General features: G+C 65.1%; 16 protein-coding genes. 9 read left to right on the forward strand and 7 right to left on the reverse strand.

All coding sequences use genetic code 11. The features are described from left to right. The first annotated feature begins 39 nt into the window (after positions 1-39). Positions 40-486: a dUTP diphosphatase gene (dut, locus tag ABIC51_RS21180; protein ID WP_021160741.1), complete on the forward strand. Its 447-nt coding sequence runs from the start codon at positions 40-42 to the stop codon at positions 484-486. A gap of 51 nt (positions 487-537) precedes the next feature. Here dut and ABIC51_RS21185 read toward each other — a convergent pair whose 3' ends face one another. From ABIC51_RS21185 to clpS, 4 genes are all read right to left on the reverse strand, one after another. After that, positions 538-1308, reverse strand: coding sequence for a COG4705 family protein (locus tag ABIC51_RS21185; protein WP_146253559.1), 771 nt, complete (start codon positions 1306-1308; stop codon positions 538-540). Between the two features lie 138 nt (positions 1309-1446). Beyond that, positions 1447-2826 (reverse strand): amino acid permease, encoded by a 1380-nt coding sequence (locus ABIC51_RS21190; protein ID WP_027786663.1) that lies wholly within the window; start codon positions 2824-2826, stop codon positions 1447-1449. A 103-nt stretch (positions 2827-2929) separates the two neighbouring features. Beyond that, positions 2930-5230 carry an ATP-dependent Clp protease ATP-binding subunit ClpA gene (clpA, locus tag ABIC51_RS21195; protein WP_027786662.1) on the reverse strand — a complete coding sequence of 767 codons (2301 nt, stop codon included), beginning with the start codon at positions 5228-5230 and terminating at the stop codon, positions 2930-2932. After that, entirely contained in the window at positions 5227-5541 is a 315-nt protein-coding gene (clpS, locus tag ABIC51_RS21200; RefSeq protein WP_006398529.1) for an ATP-dependent Clp protease adapter ClpS, read from the reverse strand. The genes clpA and clpS overlap by 4 nt, the downstream gene beginning before the upstream one ends. Before the next feature lie 545 nt (positions 5542-6086). Here clpS and ABIC51_RS21205 point away from each other — a divergent pair. Further along, positions 6087-6290, forward strand: a complete 204-nt coding sequence (locus tag ABIC51_RS21205) for a cold-shock protein (protein WP_006488945.1) — start codon at positions 6087-6089, stop codon at positions 6288-6290. Between the two features lie 182 nt (positions 6291-6472). Here ABIC51_RS21205 and ABIC51_RS21210 read toward each other — a convergent pair whose 3' ends face one another. Then, the gene (locus ABIC51_RS21210) at positions 6473-8080 is read right to left on the reverse strand and encodes a multicopper oxidase family protein (RefSeq protein ID WP_354006617.1); all 1608 of its coding nucleotides are present in this window, start codon (positions 8078-8080) and stop codon (positions 6473-6475) included. Between the two features lie 672 nt (positions 8081-8752). On the opposite strand from ABIC51_RS21210, the gene ABIC51_RS21215 reads away from it, so the two are divergent. After that, positions 8753-8977 carry a hypothetical protein gene (locus ABIC51_RS21215; protein WP_006490888.1) on the forward strand — a complete coding sequence of 75 codons (225 nt, stop codon included), beginning with the start codon at positions 8753-8755 and terminating at the stop codon, positions 8975-8977. 123 nt (positions 8978-9100) lie between these two features. Here the strand turns inward: ABIC51_RS21215 and ABIC51_RS21220 are convergent, their stop codons facing one another. Together ABIC51_RS21220 and icd are read right to left on the reverse strand one after the other, a co-directional pair. After that, positions 9101-11329: an NADP-dependent isocitrate dehydrogenase gene (locus ABIC51_RS21220; protein WP_354006618.1), complete on the reverse strand. Its 2229-nt coding sequence runs from the start codon at positions 11327-11329 to the stop codon at positions 9101-9103. A gap of 279 nt (positions 11330-11608) precedes the next feature. Next, positions 11609-12865 carry an NADP-dependent isocitrate dehydrogenase gene (icd, locus tag ABIC51_RS21225; protein ID WP_006478026.1) on the reverse strand — a complete coding sequence of 419 codons (1257 nt, stop codon included), beginning with the start codon at positions 12863-12865 and terminating at the stop codon, positions 11609-11611. A gap of 277 nt (positions 12866-13142) precedes the next feature. Here icd and ABIC51_RS21230 point away from each other — a divergent pair, with 277 nt between their 5' ends. From ABIC51_RS21230 to ABIC51_RS40850, 6 genes are all read left to right on the forward strand, one after another. Then, the gene (locus ABIC51_RS21230) at positions 13143-13721 is read left to right on the forward strand and encodes a pseudouridine synthase (protein ID WP_021163328.1); all 579 of its coding nucleotides are present in this window, start codon (positions 13143-13145) and stop codon (positions 13719-13721) included. 280 nt (positions 13722-14001) lie between these two features. Further along, positions 14002-14217 carry a hypothetical protein gene (locus tag ABIC51_RS21235; RefSeq protein ID WP_011352970.1) on the forward strand — a complete coding sequence of 72 codons (216 nt, stop codon included), beginning with the start codon at positions 14002-14004 and terminating at the stop codon, positions 14215-14217. Positions 14218-14377: 160 nt separating this feature from the next. Then, positions 14378-14878 (forward strand): DUF192 domain-containing protein, encoded by a 501-nt coding sequence (locus tag ABIC51_RS21240; protein WP_175861859.1) that lies wholly within the window; start codon positions 14378-14380, stop codon positions 14876-14878. A 283-nt stretch (positions 14879-15161) separates the two neighbouring features. Next, positions 15162-17273 carry an elongation factor G gene (gene fusA, locus ABIC51_RS21245; RefSeq protein ID WP_027786656.1) on the forward strand — a complete coding sequence of 704 codons (2112 nt, stop codon included), beginning with the start codon at positions 15162-15164 and terminating at the stop codon, positions 17271-17273. 162 nt (positions 17274-17435) lie between these two features. Further along, the gene (locus tag ABIC51_RS21250) at positions 17436-18452 is read left to right on the forward strand and encodes a HoxN/HupN/NixA family nickel/cobalt transporter (RefSeq protein WP_027786655.1); all 1017 of its coding nucleotides are present in this window, start codon (positions 17436-17438) and stop codon (positions 18450-18452) included. Positions 18453-19153: 701 nt separating this feature from the next. After that, positions 19154-19478: hypothetical protein (locus ABIC51_RS40850; protein WP_502916218.1), on the forward strand; the 325-nt coding region annotated here is incomplete at its 3' end.

The following is a 19478-nucleotide window of genomic DNA, read 5'->3' on the forward strand; positions in this document are numbered from 1 at the left end:
GGCCGCCGCCGCGCCCTTCCCGCCTCACCCGACGACCGCATGAAACTCGACCTGAAGATTCTCGACGCGCGCATGCGCGACTACCTGCCCGCCTACGCGACCACCGGCAGCGCGGGCCTCGACCTGCGTGCGTGCCTCGACGCGCCGGTGACGCTCCAGCCGGGCGAAACGACGCTCGTGCCGACGGGCCTCGCGATCCACCTCGCCGATCCGGGCTACGCAGCGCTGATCCTGCCGCGCTCGGGCCTCGGCCACAAGCACGGCATCGTGCTCGGCAACCTCGTCGGCCTGATCGATTCCGACTACCAGGGCCAGTTGATGGTCTCGACGTGGAACCGCGGCCAGACCGAGTTCGTGCTGAATCCGTTCGAACGGCTCGCCCAGCTCGTGATCGTGCCGGTCGTGCAGGCGCAGTTCAACATCGTCGACGACTTCGCGGAAAGCGATCGCGGCGAGGGCGGCTTCGGCAGCACCGGGCGGCACTGAACGGCGCAATGACAAAGGGGCCTCACGGCCCCTTTTTCCTTTCCGTCGGCGTCACTCTTCGACGGGTTGCGCGATCCGCGCGGGCGCGAGGTCGCGCTGCCGCGCCTGGGCGACGATCGCGTAGATCACCAGTGCGACCAGCACGCCGAGCAGCACCGCCGACGAACCAACCGTTCCGAGCGCGAGGCCACCCTTCGCAACCGGCTTCGTCAGCAGATCGCCGACCGTCGCACCGAACGGCCGCGTGAGCACGAACGCGGCCCAGAACAGCAGCACGCCCGAGATCCGCGTGAAATAGTGCGCAAGCACGATCGCCGCGAGCAACCCGCCGATCAGCAGCGCGCCGCCGCCGAAACCGAGCCCCGAGCTGTCCGCGAGGAAGTCGCCGAGCGCGGTGCCCAGCGTGTTCGAGAACAGGATCGCGATCCAGTACAGCAGCTCGACCTTGCGCGTGCGGATCAGGTCGACCGACAGCGATTCGCCGCTGAGGCGCCACACGGCGAAGATGGCCAGCAGGATCGCGACCAGGATCGACGAGCCGGCCGCATAGCCGAGGCCGAGCGTGCGATCCATGAAATCGGACATCGTCGTGCCGGCCGTGCTCGTCGCGACGATCACGGCCCAGTAGATCGCCGGGCGATAACGCGTCGTCCTGAGCTGCGCACCCAGCGTCACGAGAAAGAAACCGAACAGCAGGATCGAGCTCGCCGCATAGCCGACGTTCAGCGTCATCGACAACAGGTCGCCGCCGGTTTCGCCGAGTGTCGTCGCGCAGATCTTCATGATCCAGAACGCGAGCGTGATTTCGGGAAGTTTGTTCATTCGCACCCTTTTTTGCAGGAAAGCGGCGAGCCGGCGCATGCCGCGCCCGCCTTGCAGGCAGGATCGAATGTAGTCGCCGCGGGCTTAACGGAACCTTAGCGACCGGAAAAAACGGCGCGGGCGGCCGCGCCGGCACCGTCAACGAGCGTGTTCGTGCCGGTAATGCAGCGCGTACGCGAGCGTGAGCAGCACGACGAACACGACGCCGACCACCATCGTCATCCGGAATTCGCGCGTGAACGCGGTCGTGAACAGGATCGCCGCGACGAGCCCCGCACCGAGCAGGCTGCCGAACGGGTGCCCCCACATCCGGAACGCGAGCGCGGGGCCGCGATACCGCGAACGGAAGCGCAGGTGCGTGACGAAGATCATCAGCCACGTGAACAGCGCGCCGAACATCGCGATCGCCATCATCACCGTGAACGCGGTGTCGGGCGCGAGCGCGACCAGCACGGCCGCGACCGCGACGCCGCTGGTCGAGATCCACAGCGCCGCGCGCGGCACGCCGTTCGTGCCGAGCCGGCCGAACACCGCGGGCGCGAGCCGCGCGCGCGACAGGCTGAACATCATCCGCGTCGTCACGTAAAGCTGGCTGTTCATCGCCGACAGCGCCGCGATCAGCAACACGAAGTTGATCACGCCCGCCGCGTACGGCACGTGGGTCGCGGCCATCACCTTCACGAACGGGCTTTCGTCGGTGCCGGCCTGCGTCCACGGCACGATTGCGAGCATCAGCGACAGCGTCAGCAGATAGAACAGGACGAGCCGGAACACGGTCGAGCGGAATGCGCGCGTGACCGCGTGCTGCGGATCGCGTGCCTCGCCGGCCGCGATCGCGACGGCTTCGATGCTCATGTAGCTGAAGATCGCGACGATCACCGCGACCCAGGTGCCCCACGGCCCCTTCGGCATGAAGCCGCCGTGCGCGGTGTAGTTGGCGAAACCGATGCCGGATGCGACCGGCGCCGACCACACGAGATACGCGCCGAGCACGATGAACACGACGATCGCCGCGATCTTCAGCAGCGAGAATGCGTATTCGACCGTGCCGTACAGCGTGACGCTCGCGAGATTCACGGCGATCAGCAGCGCGGAGAAGCCGATCACCCAGTACCAGCCGGGCACGGCCGGGAACCAGTACTTCATGAACACGGCGATCGCGCTGATCTCGGTACCGATCGCGAACACCACCGCGAACCAGTACGCATAGCGCACCAGGAAGCCGGCGAGGGGGCCGACGTAGTGCTCGGCATACGCGCCGAACGAGCCGGCGGTCGGATGCGCGACCGTCATTTCCGCGAGCGCGCCCATCAGCAGCAGCGCGATCAGCGCGCCGATCGCATACGAGACCAGCACGCTCGGGCCGGCGAGCCCGATCGCGAACCCGCTGCCGAGGAACAGGCCCGTGCCGATCGCGCCGCCGATCGCGATCATCGCCATCTGCCCCGACGTCAGCGCATGGCGCAACCCTTGTTCGCGCGCGACGATGTTGTCGAACGACCGTTGTTGTTGTGTCACTGCCTTGCCACTCCCCTGCACCACCATTGCGCCGCCGGCGCCGGATAAAACGAAACGGCGCGGAGAACTTCCCGCGCCGTTCGCATGAACAACGAATTATCGCTTACTCGACTTCGACCGTCTCTTCGTTCGGCTTGTGCGGCGGATTCGCCAGCTTGTCGAACGACAACTGCACCTTGTCGTTTTCGTCGACATCGACCGTCACGTGGCCGCCGTTGACGAGCTTGCCGAACAGCAGCTCGTCGGCCAGCGCGCGCCGGATCGTGTCCTGGATCAGCCGCTGCATCGGCCGCGCGCCCATCAGCGGGTCGAAGCCGTGCTTCGCGAGATGCTTGCGCAACGCGTCGGTGAAGAGCGCGTCGACCTTCTTCTCGTGCAGCTGTTCCTCGAGCTGGATCAGGAACTTGTCGACCACGCGCATGATGATTTCCTCATCGAGCGAGCGGAAGCTGATGATCGAATCCAGGCGGTTGCGGAACTCCGGCGTGAACAGGCGCTTGATGTCGGTCATCTCGTCGCCCGTCTCGCGGCGCGTCGTGAAGCCGATCGTCGCCTTCTGCATCGACTCGGCGCCCGCGTTCGTCGTCATGATGATGATGACGTTGCGGAAATCCGCCTTGCGGCCGTTGTTGTCCGTCAGCGTGCCGTGGTCCATCACCTGCAGCAGCACGTTGAAGATGTCCGGATGCGCCTTCTCGATTTCGTCGAGCAGCAGCACGCAGTGCGGCTTCTTCGTGACGGCTTCGGTCAGCAAGCCGCCCTGGTCGAACCCGACGTAGCCCGGCGGCGCGCCGATCAGGCGGCTCACCGCGTGACGCTCCATGTATTCCGACATGTCGAAGCGGATCAGCTCGATGCCGAGCGTGAACGCGAGCTGGCGCGCCACTTCGGTCTTGCCGACACCCGTCGGGCCGGAGAACAGGAACGCGCCGATCGGCTTGTCCATCTTGCCGAGGCCCGCGCGTGCCATCTTGATCGAGGCCGCGAGCGCATCGATCGCCGGATCCTGGCCGAACACGACGCTCTTCAGGTCGCGGTCGAGCGTCTGCAGCTTGCTGCGATCGTCCTGCGACACGCTCTGCGGCGGCACGCGCGCGATCTTCGAGATGATTTCCTCGATCTCGCTCTTGCCGATCGTCTTCTTCTGCTTCGACTTCGGCAGGATGCGCTGGGCGGCGCCTGCCTCGTCGATCACGTCGATCGCCTTGTCCGGCAGGTGACGGTCGGTAATGAAGCGCGCCGACAGTTCGGCCGCGGCCGACAGTGCGCCCGACGAATACTTGACGCCGTGATGCTCCTCGAAGCGCGACTTCAGCCCGCGCAGGATCGCGACCGTCTGCTCGACGGTCGGCTCGCTCACGTCGACCTTCTGGAAGCGCCGCGACAGCGCCGCATCCTTCTCGAAGATGCCGCGATATTCGGTGAACGTGGTCGCGCCGATGCACTTGAGCGTGCCCGACGACAGCGCCGGCTTCAGCAGGTTCGACGCGTCGAGCGTGCCGCCCGACGCGGCGCCCGCGCCGATCAGCGTATGAATTTCGTCGATGAACAGGATCGCGTGCGGACGCTCCTTCAGCTCCTTCAGCACCGTCTTCAGACGTTGCTCGAAATCGCCGCGGTACTTGGTGCCGGCGAGCAGCGCGCCCATGTCGAGCGAATAGACCTGCGCGTTCGCGAGAATGTCCGGCACTTCGCCACGCGTGATGCGATAGGCGAGCCCTTCCGCGATCGCAGTCTTGCCGACGCCGGCCTCGCCGACGAGCAGCGGATTGTTCTTGCGGCGACGGCACAGCACCTGGACCACGCGCTCGACTTCGGGCTCGCGACCGATCAGCGGATCGATGCGGCCGTCCTTCGCCATCTGGTTCAGGTTCTGCGTGAATTGCGCGAGCGGCGTTTCCTTCTGCGCGTTCGCGTCTTCGCTTTCCGCGCTCGCGTCGGCCGACTTCGCGGCTTCGCCGCCGTTGGTCTTCGCGATGCCGTGCGAAATGAAGTTCACGACGTCCAGGCGCGTGACGCCCTGCTGCTGCAGGTAGTAGACGGCATGCGAATCCTTCTCGCCGAAGATCGCGACCAGCACGTTAGCACCGGTGACTTCCTTCTTGCCGTTCGACGTCGACTGGACGTGCATGATCGCGCGCTGGATCACGCGCTGGAAACCGAGCGTCGGCTGGGTATCGACATCGTCGGTACCCGGGACGGTAGGTGTGTTGTCGTGGATGAAATTGCGCAGGTTCTGACGCAAGTCCTCGATGTTGGCCGCGCACGCGCGCAACACCTCGGCTGCCGTCGGATTATCCAGCAGGGCCAGCAGCAAATGCTCGACCGTTATGAACTCATGGCGCGCCTGGCGTGCTTCCATGAACGCCATGTGCAGGCTGACTTCCAATTCCTGGGCAATCATGCTTCCTCCATCACGCACTGCAGCGGATGCCCGGCCTGCCGCGCATGGGTAACGACTTGCTCAACCTTGGTCGACGCGATGTCCCGCGTATAGACCCCACAAACCCCTCGCCCTTCGCGATGGACCTTCAGCATGATCTGCGTGGCCGTCTCGCGATCCTTCTTGAAATACTCCTGGACCACCATCACGACGAATTCCATCGGCGTGAAGTCGTCGTTCAGCAGCACCACCTTGTACATCGAAGGCGGCTTGAGCTTCTGCTGCTTGCGTTCCAGGACGGTGCTGTCCTGCTTGTCCGGGATAATCGCCATACACCCATTCTAAACAACTCGGACAGGCCCGCAATCCTGCCATTACCCGACCGACCGGCCGGCGCCCTCCCCGGAATCCCGGAACACGCAATCTTCTTCGTGCCATACGAAAGCCGGCTGCGGTGCCGGCTTTCACGCGTGGCGCGGAACACGAACCGTCAGGGGGAACCGCACCGGAACGTCGTGTCCGCATCCAGTATCCCACAAGCCGGGACGACTCGAACGCGTGTCACTCGAGCCTGGTATATGAGCCGATTATGCGGCTTTTCAAGTCCTCGCGCTTGGCCGCGTGCCGCCAAGCAAAGCCGGAAAAACCCTGAAAATGGGTTCTTTACAACGTCCCTCTAAACGTCTAAAAATTCCACTTGACACTCCAATAAAGAGCGCCAACAATCAAGCTGGCACTTTTTTCAATTTGCCGGTCGGCAAGTTGAAAGAGGCCGAGGTGAGCTTGTGAGGGGGGAACGGCTGCATTTTCCGGTCGTTTAGCTTTTCGAGCGTGCTCGTGGTAAGTAGCAGCGACTGTGTGACAGGGGAAGTAGGAAATGGCAACTGGTATCGTTAAGTGGTTCAACGACGCGAAGGGCTTCGGTTTCATCACTCCCGATGAGGGCGGTGAGGATCTGTTTGCGCACTTCTCGGCTATCACCATGAATGGCTTCAAGACGCTGAAGGAAGGCCAGAAGGTGAGCTTTGACGTCGTCCAAGGGCCGAAGGGCAAGCAAGCGTCGAACATCCAGGCCGTATAAGGCACCGGATATCAGACGAAGAAACCCGGCGCATTGCGCCGGGTTTCTTTTTTTTCGAGGCCGGCCAATCGATTATCGATTGGCCGGCCTTTTCGTTCAATCCCGATAATTGAACACGTATTGTCTTGTCACACACGCAGATCGGATACTCATCCGGCACGTGAAACATAATCGTCACTTCGTTACACGACCTTCAGCGTACCCATCATGCCGAGATCCTCGTGTTCGAGAATGTGGCAATGAAACATGCGCTCTCCGCGCATGTCTTGCGTGACGAGAATCGTCACGGTTTCGCCGCTGCGCACGTTCACGGTATCGCGCCATGCACGGAACGGTTCGCTCGTACGTGAACCGCCCGATGCCCGTTCGATCACCTGGAACTGCGTGCCGTGCAGGTGGAACGGGTGATCCATGTCAGTGCCGTTGCGGATCGTCCAGCGCTCGACGTCGCCAGCGCGGCTCGTCAGCGTTGCACGGTGCGGCGCGTAGGTGTCGCCGTTGATCGTGAAGCGCATGCCCGCCGGGCGGCCGTGCGCGCCCCCCTTCATCATCGCGTCCATATCCATCTCCTCGCCGAACGCGACCTCCTTGTGCGCAACCGGCTCGCCCAACGACGGCACCGCACGCAATGTCGTCGGCAGCACGCGCGCGGTGGCCGGCGAAAACGCGACGTCGGCCAGCGCCAGTGCCGGATCGGCCGGCAGGCTGCCGTGCCCGTCATCGTGCGACATCGACATCTTGCGGCGGTCGTATTCGGCCGCCTGCAGCACCGCGCGCGACGCGCGATCGCCGGCGCGCACCAGCAGCTCCGCACGTTCGCCCGGCGCGATCAGCAGCGACGTGACACGGCGCGGCGCGTCGAACAGCCCGCCGTCGGTGCCAGCGTGCTCGAATGCACGGCCGTCGTCGAACGCGACCCGCAAGTAGCGCGCGCTGCACGCATTCCACACGCGCCAGCGCTCGTCGCCCGCAACATCGATCCGCGGCCGGCGCGCGCCGTTGACCAGCACGAACTGGCCTTCGCGGCCGTTCATCCAGTCCATCATGTCGTTCGGTGCAATCGTGCCGTCGCGCGCAAGCTTCAGGTCCGACACGAACAGGTTGCGCTCGGGCCAGCCCGCCAGCGGATCGTCCGCGGCGCGCACGACGAACGGGCCGGCGAGCCCGCGAAACACCTGCTCGGCCGTCATCATGTGCGGGTGCGGGTGGTACCAGTAGGTACCGGCGCTCCCCTTCGGCAGCGTGAAGCGGTACACGCGCGACGCGCCGGGCGCGACGGGATCGGACGGGTTGCCGTCCTGGTCGGGCGGCACCGGCAGGCCGTGCCAGTGGATCGTCGACGGTTGCGGCAGCTTGTTCACGAACTTGATCTCGACCGTGTCGCCCTCGCACACGTCGATCAGCGGACCAACGACTGGGCCCTGCGTGCCCGCGCCGAACTGCCAGAACGTGGTCGGCCGCGCACCGTGCAGCATCGGGCGCGCCACCGGCTGGGCCACCAGCGTGGCCCGGAACGTGCCGGGATCGCGGCTTTCGTTCGCGAGCGTACGCAGCGCCGCGAGCGGCGCGCCGGCCGGCAGCGCGTCGGCGGCAGCGAGCGCGGCCGGCGCGGACTTGCCGTGCTGCCCGTGACCCGCCATTCCTGACATGTCCGACATGCCAGGCATGTCGTCCATCGAGTCCATGCCGGCCATGCCGGCGTGACCGGCATGCTGCGCCCACGCCGCGCGGGCGAACAGCGACGCGGCCGCGATACCGATGGCGCGCGACAGGAAGGTTCTCCGTATCATCAAATCGTTCCTCGTTATCCATAACGCGTCGCACGGCCGCCGCGACGCCCGCGCCGGCCGGCTGAAGCGCCGATGCGCGACGCCAATCCTGATGCCCGCGTCATCATAACCGCAGGCTCATATCGAGACGCGTTGCCGCCGGACGGGCGGCGATACGCCGCAGACTCGACAACGCCGCGCTGGATTCAGCACGCATCGACCGGCATCGTCGATCGGCGATCCGCAGCCCTTCACTCGCTCCCCCAGCACCACAGGCCGCCCGCCCCATGCAGTCTCCAGGCGGCCGCCCGGCGCCTGCCGTTCAGCCACGCCCCAGCACCGGCCGCGTCGCCGGTTCGCAAACCCGCCAATATTTCACGATGCGGAACAACTCTCTGCGTTGTAAAAATTCGTGGTGCAGGGCACAAATTTCCCGTTTCGCGATGCCGAAAAACGTTCCGCAATACAAAACGACGAATGCAAATATTTGTTTTTGAAAGAGAATTTTTGTTTAGTGGAGCCGTTCGACATGCACCATCCAACCGGGTCGCGGACGTAGACTTTGTCCCATGCACTGACGCTTCGCCACGACGTTCGATAAGGAACGCGGCGCAAGCAGCCAGTCGGGCCACAGCCGGTCGAACCGGCAGGCGGCACAACAGAATCGCTTGTGATCAGAAAGGGAGAACGGAAATGAAGGGATTTCGCTTTGGTTCAGCGCTCGGGTCGTTCTACATCCTGCCGGGTAACGGTGGCTGGGAAGCGACGTTCGGCAACGCCCTGCTCGGCGCATTCTCGTGCCCCGAAGTGGCGGCCGACCACATCTCCCGCGGCGACTGCGAGCAACTGTCCGAACTGGACACGGCAACGCTCGAAGTGCCGCACGAAATCGCCGAATGGGAAATCGTTCACGTCTGAATGGCAAGCCTGCAACAAAAAACGCCCCGGGCGACCGGGGCGTTTTTTTCTTGTAACGGGCGGGGGGCAGCCAGGCCCGCCCCGCCGTCACTTGCTTCAACTCGCGCGATCGCGCGGCCCGCGTCAGGCAACCGCGTCGACGATGGCGTTCAGCGTCGCGCTCGGGCGCATCGCCTGGCTCGTCAGGTCGACGTTCGGACGATAGTAGCCGCCGATGGCCTGCGCCTTGCCCTGCGCGGCAGCCAGCTCTTCCAGAATGCGCGCTTCGTTGTCGGACAACGACTTCGCCACGCCTTCGAACTGCACCTTCAGCGCCGCGTCCTCGGTCTGCTCGGCCAGCGCCTGCGCCCAGTACAGGCACAGGTAGAAGTGGCTGCCGCGGTTGTCGAGGCCGCCGACCTTGCGCGCCGGCGACTTGTTCTCGTCCAGGAACTTGCCGGTCGCCTGGTCGAGCGTCTTCGCGAGCACGAGCGCCTTCGGGTTCTGGTACGCGTTGCCGAGGTGTTCGAGCGATGCCGCGAGCGCGAGGAATTCGCCGAGCGAATCCCAGCGCAGGAAGCCTTCCTCGACGAACTGCTGCACGTGCTTCGGCGCGGAGCCGCCCGCACCCGTTTCGAACATCCCGCCGCCGGCCATCAGCGGCACGATCGACAGCATCTTCGCGCTGGTGCCGAGTTCCATGATCGGGAACAGGTCGGTCAGGTAGTCGCGCAGCACGTTGCCGGTGACCGAGATCGTGTCCTTGCCCGCACGGATGCGCTCGAGCGAGAAGCGCGTCGCGTCGACCGGCGTCATCACGCGGATGTCGAGGCCGTTCGTGTCGTGGTCCTTCAGGTAACGCTCGACCTTCGCGATGATCTGCGCGTCGTGCGCGCGTGCCGGATCGAGCCAGAACACGGCCGGTGCGCCGGTCGCGCGCGCGCGGTTGACCGCGAGCTTGACCCAGTCCTGCACCGGTGCGTCCTTCGTCTGGCACATGCGCCAGATGTCGCCCGACTCCACCGCATGCTCGAGCAGCACGTTGCCCGCTTCGTCGGTGACGCGCACGACGCCATCCGCCGGGATCAGGAACGTCTTGTCGTGCGAACCGTATTCTTCAGCCGCCTGCGCCATCAGGCCCACGTTCGGCACGCTGCCCATCGTGACCGGATCGAACGCGCCGTGCTGCTTGCAGTCCTCGATCACGGCCTGGTAGACACCGGCGTAGCAACGATCCGGAATCACGGCCTTCGCGTCGTACAGCTGGCCGTCCGGGCCCCACATGCCGCCCGAATCGCGGATCATCGCCGGCATCGATGCGTCGACGATCACGTCGCTCGGCACGTGCAGGTTCGTGATGCCCTTGTCCGAGTTGACCATCGCAAGGCGCGGACGCACCGCGTATTCGGCCTTGATGTCGGCTTCGATCGCTTCGCGCGTGTCGGCCGGCAGGTCCTTCAGGCGCGCGTACAGGTCGCCGATCCCGTTGTTCGGGTTGAAGCCGGCCTGCGCCAGCACGTCCGCGTGTTTCGCAAGCGCGTCGCGGTAGAACACCGACACGAAGTGACCGAACAGGATCGGGTCCGAGACCTTCATCATGGTCGCCTTCAGGTGCACCGAGAACAGCACGTCCTGCGCCTTCGCGTCGGCGATCTGCGCTTCGATGAAGCTGCGCAGCGCGTTGCGGCTCATCACCGATGCGTCGATGACTTCACCCGCCTTCACGGCCGTCTTTTCCTTCAGCACCTTCTTCGCGCCGTCGGTCGTCGTGAGTTCGATCTTCACGCTGCCGGCTTCGGCGATCAGCGCCGACTTCTCGCTGCCGTAGAAGTCGCCTTCGCTCATGTGCGCGACGTGCGCCTTCGACGTGGCTTTCCACGCGCCCATCTTGTGCGGATGCTTGCGTGCGTAGTTCTTGACCGACAGCGGCGCGCGGCGGTCGGAGTTGCCTTCGCGCAGCACCGGGTTCACCGCGCTGCCCTTGATCTTGTCGTAGCGGGCCTTGACGGCCTTCTCTTCGTCCGTCGACGGATCTTCCGGATAGGCCGGCAGCGTGTAGCCCTGCGCCTGCAGTTCGGCGATCGCGGCCTTGAGCTGCGGCACCGATGCGCTGATGTTCGGCAGCTTGATGATGTTCGCTTCCGGCTTCAGCGTGAGCTGGCCCAGTTCGGCCAGATCGTCGGAACCCTTCTGCTCGGGCGGCAGGACGTCTGCGAATGCCGCGACGATGCGGCCGGCGAGCGAGATGTCGCGCGTTTCGACGGCGACGCCGGACGAACGCGTGAAGGCCTTGACGATCGGCAGCAGCGAATAGGTCGCGAGCGCGGGCGCTTCGTCGGTGAGGGTGTAGATGATCTTGGGCGAAGTGGACATGGTCGATGCGTTGCTACGTGAAAATTTGGACTGAGGAGCGCCGGCGGTAACCGGCGGGGAGCGACCGGGTCGGTCGCGAAAGGGGCGCGCCGGCTCAGCCGGGCGGTGGTGTTGCAAGGGCCGTCATGTTCTACCTTGCAGGGCCTCCGGGCCGCATCGCGGCGCCGCGGCCCGCTTGCCGGACCGCCCTGCCAACAAACCTGCCATCCACGAAACGCTCCGGCGCCGGCAGTCAGCGCCGGGGCGGCCGGCACCTGCCGGCCCACCCCGGAAGGGGACTTACATGTTCTCGATCAGCACTTCACCGAAGCCCGAGCACGACACCTGCGTCGCACCTTCCATCAGGCGCGCGAAGTCGTACGTGACGCGCTTCTGCAGGATCGACTTCTCCATCGCGGCGATGATCGTGTCGGCTGCTTCCGTCCAGCCGAGGTGGCGCAGCATCATTTCCGCCGACAGGATCTCGGAACCCGGGTTCACGTAATCCTTGCCCGCGTACTTCGGTGCCGTGCCGTGCGTCGCCTCGAACATCGCGACCGAATCCGACAGGTTCGCGCCCGGCGCGATCCCGATGCCGCCGACCTGCGCGGCCAGTGCGTCGGAGATGTAGTCGCCGTTCAGGTTCAGCGTGGCGATCACGTCGTATTCGGCCGGGCGCAGCAGGATCTGCTGCAGGAACGCATCGGCGATCGAATCCTTGATGACGATCTCGTTGCCCGTCTTCGGGTTCTTCACGCGCATCCACGGGCCGCCGTCGATCAGCTCGCCGCCGAATTCCTTCTGCGCCAGCGCGTAGCCGGCGTCACGGAACAGGCCTTCCGTGAACTTCATGATGTTGCCCTTGTGCACCAGCGTGACCGACTTGCGATCGTTGTCGATCGCGTACTGGATCGCCTTGCGCACGAGACGCTCGGTGCCTTCGGTCGACACGGGCTTGACGCCGATCCCCGAGGTTTCCGGGAAGCGGATCTTCTTCACGCCCATCTCGTCCTGCAGGAACTTGATGACCTTCTTCGCCTGCTCGGAGCCCGCGGCCCATTCGATGCCCGCGTAGATGTCTTCCGAGTTCTCGCGGAAGATCACCATGTCGATCTTTTGCGGCTCGCGCACCGGCGACGGCACGCCCTTGAAGTACTGCACCGGGCGCAGACACACGTACAGGTCGAGTTCCTGGCGCAGCGCGACGTTCAGCGAACGGATGCCGCCGCCGACCGGGGTCGTGAGCGGCCCCTTGATCGACACCACGTATTCCTTGAGCACCTGCAGCGTTTCGTCCGGGAGCCACACGTCCGGGCCGTACACCTTCGTCGCCTTCTCGCCCGCGAAGATCTCCATCCAGTGGATCTTGCGCTTGCCCTTGTAGGCATGCGCGACCGCCGCGTCGACAACCTTGATCATGACCGGCGTGATATCGAAGCCCGTACCGTCGCCTTCGATATAGGGAATGATCGGCTGATCGGAAACGTTGAGCGAGAAGTCCTTGTTGACGGTGATCTTGTCACCGCCTTCCGGAACCTTGATGTGCTGATACGGCATGATCGACTCCAGTGACGTGGCTGAGCAGGTGATGCTGGTCGAAGCTGCGCGCGCGGCGGGGGCGCGGCATGGCCACCCCGTGACGGCAACAGCGAGCCGCTATTCTAGCGCCCCAACCGGGCACTTCGGCATGAAGCGCGGCACTGCGTATCAAGACCCCACTTATGTCTTATATAAGACAGAGGACTTGGCGTTCCGTATTATGCATTAAGATTCCGCCATTTGCCATAGACCGCCCGCCCCCGCCTCCCGCGGCGCGCCGGGTGGACGACCCGCCATGAACCTGATCGCCCTCAACAAGCCGTTCGGCACGATTTGCCAGTTTTCCGCGCACGAGACGCGCCCGTCGCTCGGCGACTGGGTAAAAACGCCCGGCGTCTACGCGGCCGGCCGGCTCGACGCGGACAGCGAGGGGTTGCTGCTGCTCACCGACGACGGCGCGCTGCAGGCGCGCATCGCCGAGCCGCGCCACAAGCTCGTGAAGCGCTACTGGGCACAGGTCGAGGGCGCGCCGGGCGCCGCCGACCTGAAGGCGCTCGCGCGCGGCGTCGACCTCGGCGACTACGTGACGCGGCCATGCCGCGCCGAATTCATCGAACCGCCCGACGCGCTGTGGCCGCGCAACCCGCCGATCCGCTACCGCGCCGCGATCCCGACGACATGGATCGAACTCGCGATCACCGAAGGCAAGAACCGGCAGGTGCGCCGGATGACGGCGGCCGTCGGCTTCCCGACGTTGCGCCTGGTACGCGTCGGCATCGGTGCACTGGATATATTCGCACTCGACATTGCACCGGGAGAAACAATCGCGCTGCCGCCGCGCGCGCCGTGGGACGGTTTCGCGCCCGCCGGATGACGAATTCGGGACGGGCGAATTTTTCGTCATCTTTTTCGTCAACCGCCCGCGAAGATCGCGCGTTAAACCACGCAGATGCCAACCTTAGCTATCCGGCATTGGCAGCCGAACCGTGTTTGCGTCACGAAAGCGACGTTTTTATCGAATACGATTCGGCGCCCGCAGCGCAATGAGAAATTTCTCGAAGCGTCTGTCAACCGAAAGGTGGATGGCACCGTTAGACGACATGACTCCTATTGCCGGGTCATTTGGTTAATTAACTAAAGCTGAGGAACACAACATGAACAAACTGATCGCCGCTCTGGTCGCTGGCCTCTTCGCAACGGCTGCTTTCGCACAAGCATCGGCTCCGGAAGCTGCTCCGGCTGCTGCTGAAGCTGCTTCGGCACCGGCTAAGCACGCTGCTAAGAAGCACCACGCAGCCAAGAAGCACCACAAGGCATCGAAGAAGGCTGCAGCAAGCGACGCAGCAGCACCGGCAGCTGCTTCGAACTAAGTAAGCTTGCTGTAATAACGCAGTCAAGAACACGCAGTCTTGCCGTTCTTACGGCGTTGAAAGGCAGATCACCGCGAGGCGATCTGCCTTTTTCTTTTATGTGCCCGCCGGCGCGCATCGCGTACCATGCGGGTCTTGTTTTCCAGATAGGAGCCTTGCTGTGCAATTCCCCCTGCGCTCGTCGCTCGGCCGCCTTGCGCGCGCCGCCGTGTTTCCCGCCGCGCTCGCCGTCCTCGCGCTCGGCATGCAGGCCGCCAGCGCGCAAGTACCGCCCGGCGCCAAGCAGCCGAGCGAATTCCCGCGCGTGAAGCTGCGCGCCGGCATGTACGTGATCGACGCGGCCGTCGCCGCGAACGACCCCGACCGCGAACAGGGGCTGATGTACCGTTCGCAGCTCGCGCCGAACGAAGGCATGCTGTTCGTGTTCAACGAGAACGCGGTGCACTGCTTCTGGATGAAGAACACGCTGATCCCGCTGTCGATCGCGTTCATCCGCGCGGACGGCACGATCACCGACATCGACGAGATGAAGGCCGAGACGACCGACAACCACTGCCCGCGCAACAACGGCGTCTATGCTCTCGAAATGAGCAAGGGCTGGTTCGCGGCGAAGGGCATCAAGCCCGGGATGAAGCTCGAAGGGCTGCCGCAAGCCCAGTAACGGATATCGCCGCGCCGCCGACCCGCCCCGCCCCGCGTCACGTCACGTCACGTCACGTCACGTCACGCCGCGCCGCGCCGCGCCGCGCCGCGTACCGACCCAAGCCGGCCGCCCGTTGCGCGCCGGCTTTTTTTTCGCCTGCCGGCGGCGGCGCCCGCCTTGATTCGGCCAACACTGCCCGCATCTGCAAAAGCCACGGACAAGCGCTATCCTTTAAATCTCGCTAGTCCAGCCCGGGCCGGCCCAGCCGGCCCGCTTACGATCCGAACCTAAGGAGGTTCACGTGCCCCGCAAAACCCCCATCGAGCGCTATCGCAATATCGGGATCAGTGCTCACATCGATGCCGGCAAGACCACGACGACCGAGCGCATCCTGTTTTACACCGGCGTGAGCCACAAGATCGGTGAAGTGCACGACGGCGCGGCCACGATGGACTGGATGGAGCAGGAGCAGGAACGCGGCATCACGATCACGTCGGCCGCGACCACGGCCTTCTGGAAGGGCATGGCCGGCAACTATCCGGAGCACCGGATCAACATCATCGACACGCCCGGGCACGTCGACTTCACGATTGAAGTCGAGCGCTCGATGCGCGTGCTCGACGGCGCGTGCATGGTCTACGACTCGGTCGGCGGCGTGCAGCCGCAGTCCGAAACCGTCTGGCGCCAGGCCAACAAGTACAAGGTGCCGCGCATCGCGTTCGTCAACAAGATGGACCGCATCGGCGCCGATTTCTTCCGCGTGCAGCGGCAGATCGGCGAGCGCCTGAAAGGCGTCGCCGTGCCGATCCAGATTCCGATCGGCGCGGAGGATCATTTCCAGGGCGTCGTCGACCTCGTGAAGATGAAGGCGATCGTGTGGGACGACGAAAGCCAGGGCGTGAAGTTCACGTACGAGGACATCCCCGCGAACCTCGTCGAGCTCGCGCACGAATGGCGCGAGAAGATGGTCGAGGCCGCGGCGGAAGCGAGCGAGGAACTGCTCGAGAAGTACCTGCACGACCATGAATCGCTGACCGAGGACGAGATCAAGGCCGCGCTGCGCAAGCGCACGATCGCGAACGAGATCGTGCCGATGCTGTGCGGCAGCGCGTTCAAGAATAAGGGCGTGCAGGCGATGCTCGACGCGGTGATCGACTACCTGCCGTCGCCCGTCGACGTGCCCGCGATCCTCGGCCACGACTTCCACGATCCGGAAAAGCCGGCGGAACGTCATCCGAGCGACGACGAGCCGTTCTCGTCGCTCGCGTTCAAGATCATGACCGACCCGTTCGTCGGCCAGCTGATCTTCTTCCGTGTGTATTCGGGCGTCGTCGAATCGGGCGACACGGTGCTGAACGCGACCAAGGACAAGAAGGAACGGCTCGGCCGGATCCTGCAGATGCACGCGAACGAGCGCAAGGAAATCAAGGAAGTGCGCGCGGGCGACATCGCGGCGGCCGTCGGCCTGAAGGAAGCGACCACCGGCGACACGCTGTGCGATCCGGCGAAGCCGATCATCCTCGAGAAGATGGAATTCCCGGAACCGGTGATCTCGCAGGCCGTCGAGCCGAAGACGAAGGCCGACCAGGAAAAGATGGGCCTCGCGCTGAACCGTCTCGCGCAGGAAGATCCGTCGTTCCGCGTGCAGACCGACGAAGAGTCCGGCCAGACGATCATTTCAGGGATGGGCGAGCTTCACCTCGAAATCCTGGTCGACCGGATGAAGCGTGAATTCGGCGTCGAAGCGACGGTCGGCAAGCCGCAGGTCGCGTATCGCGAGACGGTGCGCACGACGGCGTCCGACGTCGAGGGCAAGTTCGTCAAGCAGTCGGGTGGCCGCGGTCAGTACGGCCATGCGGTGATCACGCTCGAGCCGAACCCCGGCAAGGGCTACGAGTTCCTCGACGAGATCAAGGGCGGCGTGATTCCGCGTGAATTCATCCCGGCCGTCGACAAGGGCATCACCGAAACGCTGAAGAGCGGCGTGCTCGCGGGCTACCCGGTCGTCGACGTGAAGGTGCACCTGACGTTCGGCTCGTACCACGACGTCGACTCGAACGAAAACGCGTTCCGGATGGCCGGCTCGATGGCGTTCAAGGAAGCGATGCGCCGCGCGAAGCCGGTGCTGCTCGAGCCGATGATGGCGGTCGAGGTCGAGACGCCCGAGGAGTTCATGGGCAACGTGATGGGCGACCTGTCGAGCCGTCGCGGCATCGTGCAGGGGATGGAAGACATCGCGGGCGGCGGCGGCAAGCTCGTGCGCGCCGAGGTGCCGCTCGCGGAGATGTTCGGCTATTCGACGTCGCTGCGTTCGGCCACGCAGGGCCGCGCGACCTACACGATGGAGTTCAAGCAGTACGCGGAAACGCCGGCCAACGTATCGGAAGGCGTGATCAGCGCGAAAGTGAAGTAAGCGCGGCGCGATCTCGCGCTGTCGCACGCAGCAAGGCCCGTCCGGAACCGGACGGGCCTTTTTTCATTCGTGCACACCGTGCACGCGGCTTTTTTGATCGGCACGACCGGTATTTTTTTCGCGTGCCACAATGCAGCGCGAATCGTCAGATGGAACGTCCCGATGCCGCCCACCCCTGCCCTGCGCCGCCTGCTGATCCTCTATGCCGGCCTGATCGCCGCGAACGCCGCCGTCTGGCTGTGGGCGCTCGCCGTGTTGCGCGATCATCCGCTGCTGCTCGGCACCGCGGCGATCGCTTACGGGCTCGGGCTGCGTCACGCGGTCGACGCCGATCACATCGCCGCGATCGACGTTGCGACGCGCAAGCTGATGCAGGACGGCCAGCGTCCGGTGAGCGTCGGGCTGTTCTTCTCGCTCGGCCATTCGACGATCGTGATCGCCGCGACGCTCGGCATCGCGCTGACGGCATTCGCGCTGCGCGACCGGTTCGATGCGTTCCGCGAGATCGGCGGCACGATCGGCACGGCGGTGTCGGCCACCTTCCTGCTCGTGCTCGCGTGCGTGAACCTGGCGATCCTGCGCGACGTGTGGCGGCGCTATCGCGGCGCGCACGGGCATGGGCACGCGCACGATGCGGCGCATGTACACCGCCCGGCCGGGCTCGTGTCCCGGCTGCTGCGTCCGCTGTTCCGGTTCGTGTCGAAGAGCTGGCACATGTATCCGGTCGGCGTGCTGTTCGGGCTCGGTTTCGATACTGCAACCGAAATCGGCCTGCTCGCGATCGCGGCCACACAGGCGAGCCAGGGGCTGCCGGTCTATACGGTCATGCTGTTTCCCGCGCTTTTCACCGCCGGCATGACGCTGATCGACTCGACCGATAACGTGCTGATGATTCACGCGTATGGCTGGGCGATGGACGATCCGCAGCGCAAGCTGCTCTACAACGCGAGCATCACGTTCGTGTCGGCGGCCGTCGCGCTGGCGATCGGCGGGATCGAGGCAGCCGGCCTGCTGGCCGATAAGCTGTCGCTGACGGGCCCCGTGCGCGACGCGCTCGATGCGGTCGGCGAGCGCTTCGGCTCGATTGGCTACGGCATCGTCGCCCTGTTCCTCGTCTGCTGGATCGCATCGATCCTGTTCCACCGCTGGCAGCGCGCGGCCGATGCGCCCGCGCGCTGAACTTAGCTCAGACGTTTCATTCCGGAAACAAAACTCCTACCAAAGACGTTGCATGCGCCGTCGCGCGCTGCGCGCGCCTTGAGCCACGGGCTCAAGCGGCCGATGGCACGGATCTGGCAGATAGGGCTTCGCACGGCGGGCCCGCATGCCGCTCCGCGATCGAGGCTGGCGTCCAGCGCCGGCCCGAAGGCGATCGGCTGCCGACAGGACTACGAACCTTTACCGGCCCCCTGCACTACACGTAGATTGCCGCGCGGCGACGAGGCATCGCGCGCATGGGGAGGCCATGATGCTCAAGACGAAACGACCGTTCCGCACGACGGGACGGTGCCATCGCGCAACCTTGTTCGCCGCAGCCGCGTTCGCGTGCTGCTGCTCGTATGCCGTCGCACAGGACGCGACACCGGACTCCGCGCCCGATGCCGTTGCCGGCGCGGACGCCGTCATGATGCTGGTCGACGACGCTTCGCCGTGCGCAGCGAATCCGGCTGCGTGCTCGGTGCACGTCTTCGCCGGTGGGCGCGCCGGCGGGAATGGCGCTGGTGCGACCGGCAATGGCAGCGGCAGCAGCCCCGGTAGCGGAAATGGCAATGGCGGCGGCAGCGGCAACAACGGGAACGGTACCGTCGGACCTGCCGGCGTCGGCGGAACGACGAGCGGAACATCCAGCGGTACGAGCGGTACGGGTGGCTCGGGCCGCGGTGGCAACGCGTCTGGTAACGGTGGTTCGGGAGGGTCTTCCGGTGGGGGTTCTTCCGGCGGTGGCTCTTCCGGCGGTGGGTCTTCCGGCGGTGGTTCTTCCGGTGGTGGTTCTTCCGGTGGTGGTTCTTCCGGTGGTGGTTCTTCCGGTGGTGGTTCTTCCGGTGCTGGTTCTTCCGGCGGGGGTTCTTCCAGCGGTGGCTCTTCCGGTGGTGGCTCTTCCGGCGGCGGTTCTTCCGGCGGCGGTTCTTCCGGCGGCGGTTCTTCCGGCGGCGGTTCTTCCGGCGGCGGTTCTTCCGGCGGCGGTTCTTCCGGCGGCGGTTCTTC

The sequence above is a fragment of the Burkholderia sp. 572 genome (genome assembly GCF_040545135.1).
GTDB lineage: Bacteria > Pseudomonadota > Gammaproteobacteria > Burkholderiales > Burkholderiaceae > Burkholderia > Burkholderia cepacia.

What these genes read in the sequence shown, in the direction of transcription:
- icd (WP_006478026.1), bottom strand. Translation starts at nt 12,865, where the DNA reads ATGCCGTATCAGCACATCAAGGTTCCGGAAGGCGGTGACAAGATCACC.
- ABIC51_RS21230 (WP_021163328.1), top strand. Translation starts at nt 13,143, where the DNA reads ATGAACCTGATCGCCCTCAACAAGCCGTTCGGCACGATTTGCCAGTTT.
- ABIC51_RS21210 (WP_354006617.1), bottom strand. Translation starts at nt 8,080, where the DNA reads ATGATACGGAGAACCTTCCTGTCGCGCGCCATCGGTATCGCGGCCGCG.
- ABIC51_RS21220 (WP_354006618.1), bottom strand. Translation starts at nt 11,329, where the DNA reads ATGTCCACTTCGCCCAAGATCATCTACACCCTCACCGACGAAGCGCCC.
- dut (WP_021160741.1), top strand. Translation starts at nt 40, where the DNA reads ATGAAACTCGACCTGAAGATTCTCGACGCGCGCATGCGCGACTACCTG.
- ABIC51_RS21205 (WP_006488945.1), top strand. Translation starts at nt 6,087, where the DNA reads ATGGCAACTGGTATCGTTAAGTGGTTCAACGACGCGAAGGGCTTCGGT.
- ABIC51_RS21235 (WP_011352970.1), top strand. Translation starts at nt 14,002, where the DNA reads ATGAACAAACTGATCGCCGCTCTGGTCGCTGGCCTCTTCGCAACGGCT.
- clpA (WP_027786662.1), bottom strand. Translation starts at nt 5,230, where the DNA reads ATGATTGCCCAGGAATTGGAAGTCAGCCTGCACATGGCGTTCATGGAA.
- clpS (WP_006398529.1), bottom strand. Translation starts at nt 5,541, where the DNA reads ATGGCGATTATCCCGGACAAGCAGGACAGCACCGTCCTGGAACGCAAG.
- ABIC51_RS21215 (WP_006490888.1), top strand. Translation starts at nt 8,753, where the DNA reads ATGAAGGGATTTCGCTTTGGTTCAGCGCTCGGGTCGTTCTACATCCTG.
- ABIC51_RS21185 (WP_146253559.1), bottom strand. Translation starts at nt 1,308, where the DNA reads ATGAACAAACTTCCCGAAATCACGCTCGCGTTCTGGATCATGAAGATC.
- ABIC51_RS21250 (WP_027786655.1), top strand. Translation starts at nt 17,436, where the DNA reads ATGCCGCCCACCCCTGCCCTGCGCCGCCTGCTGATCCTCTATGCCGGC.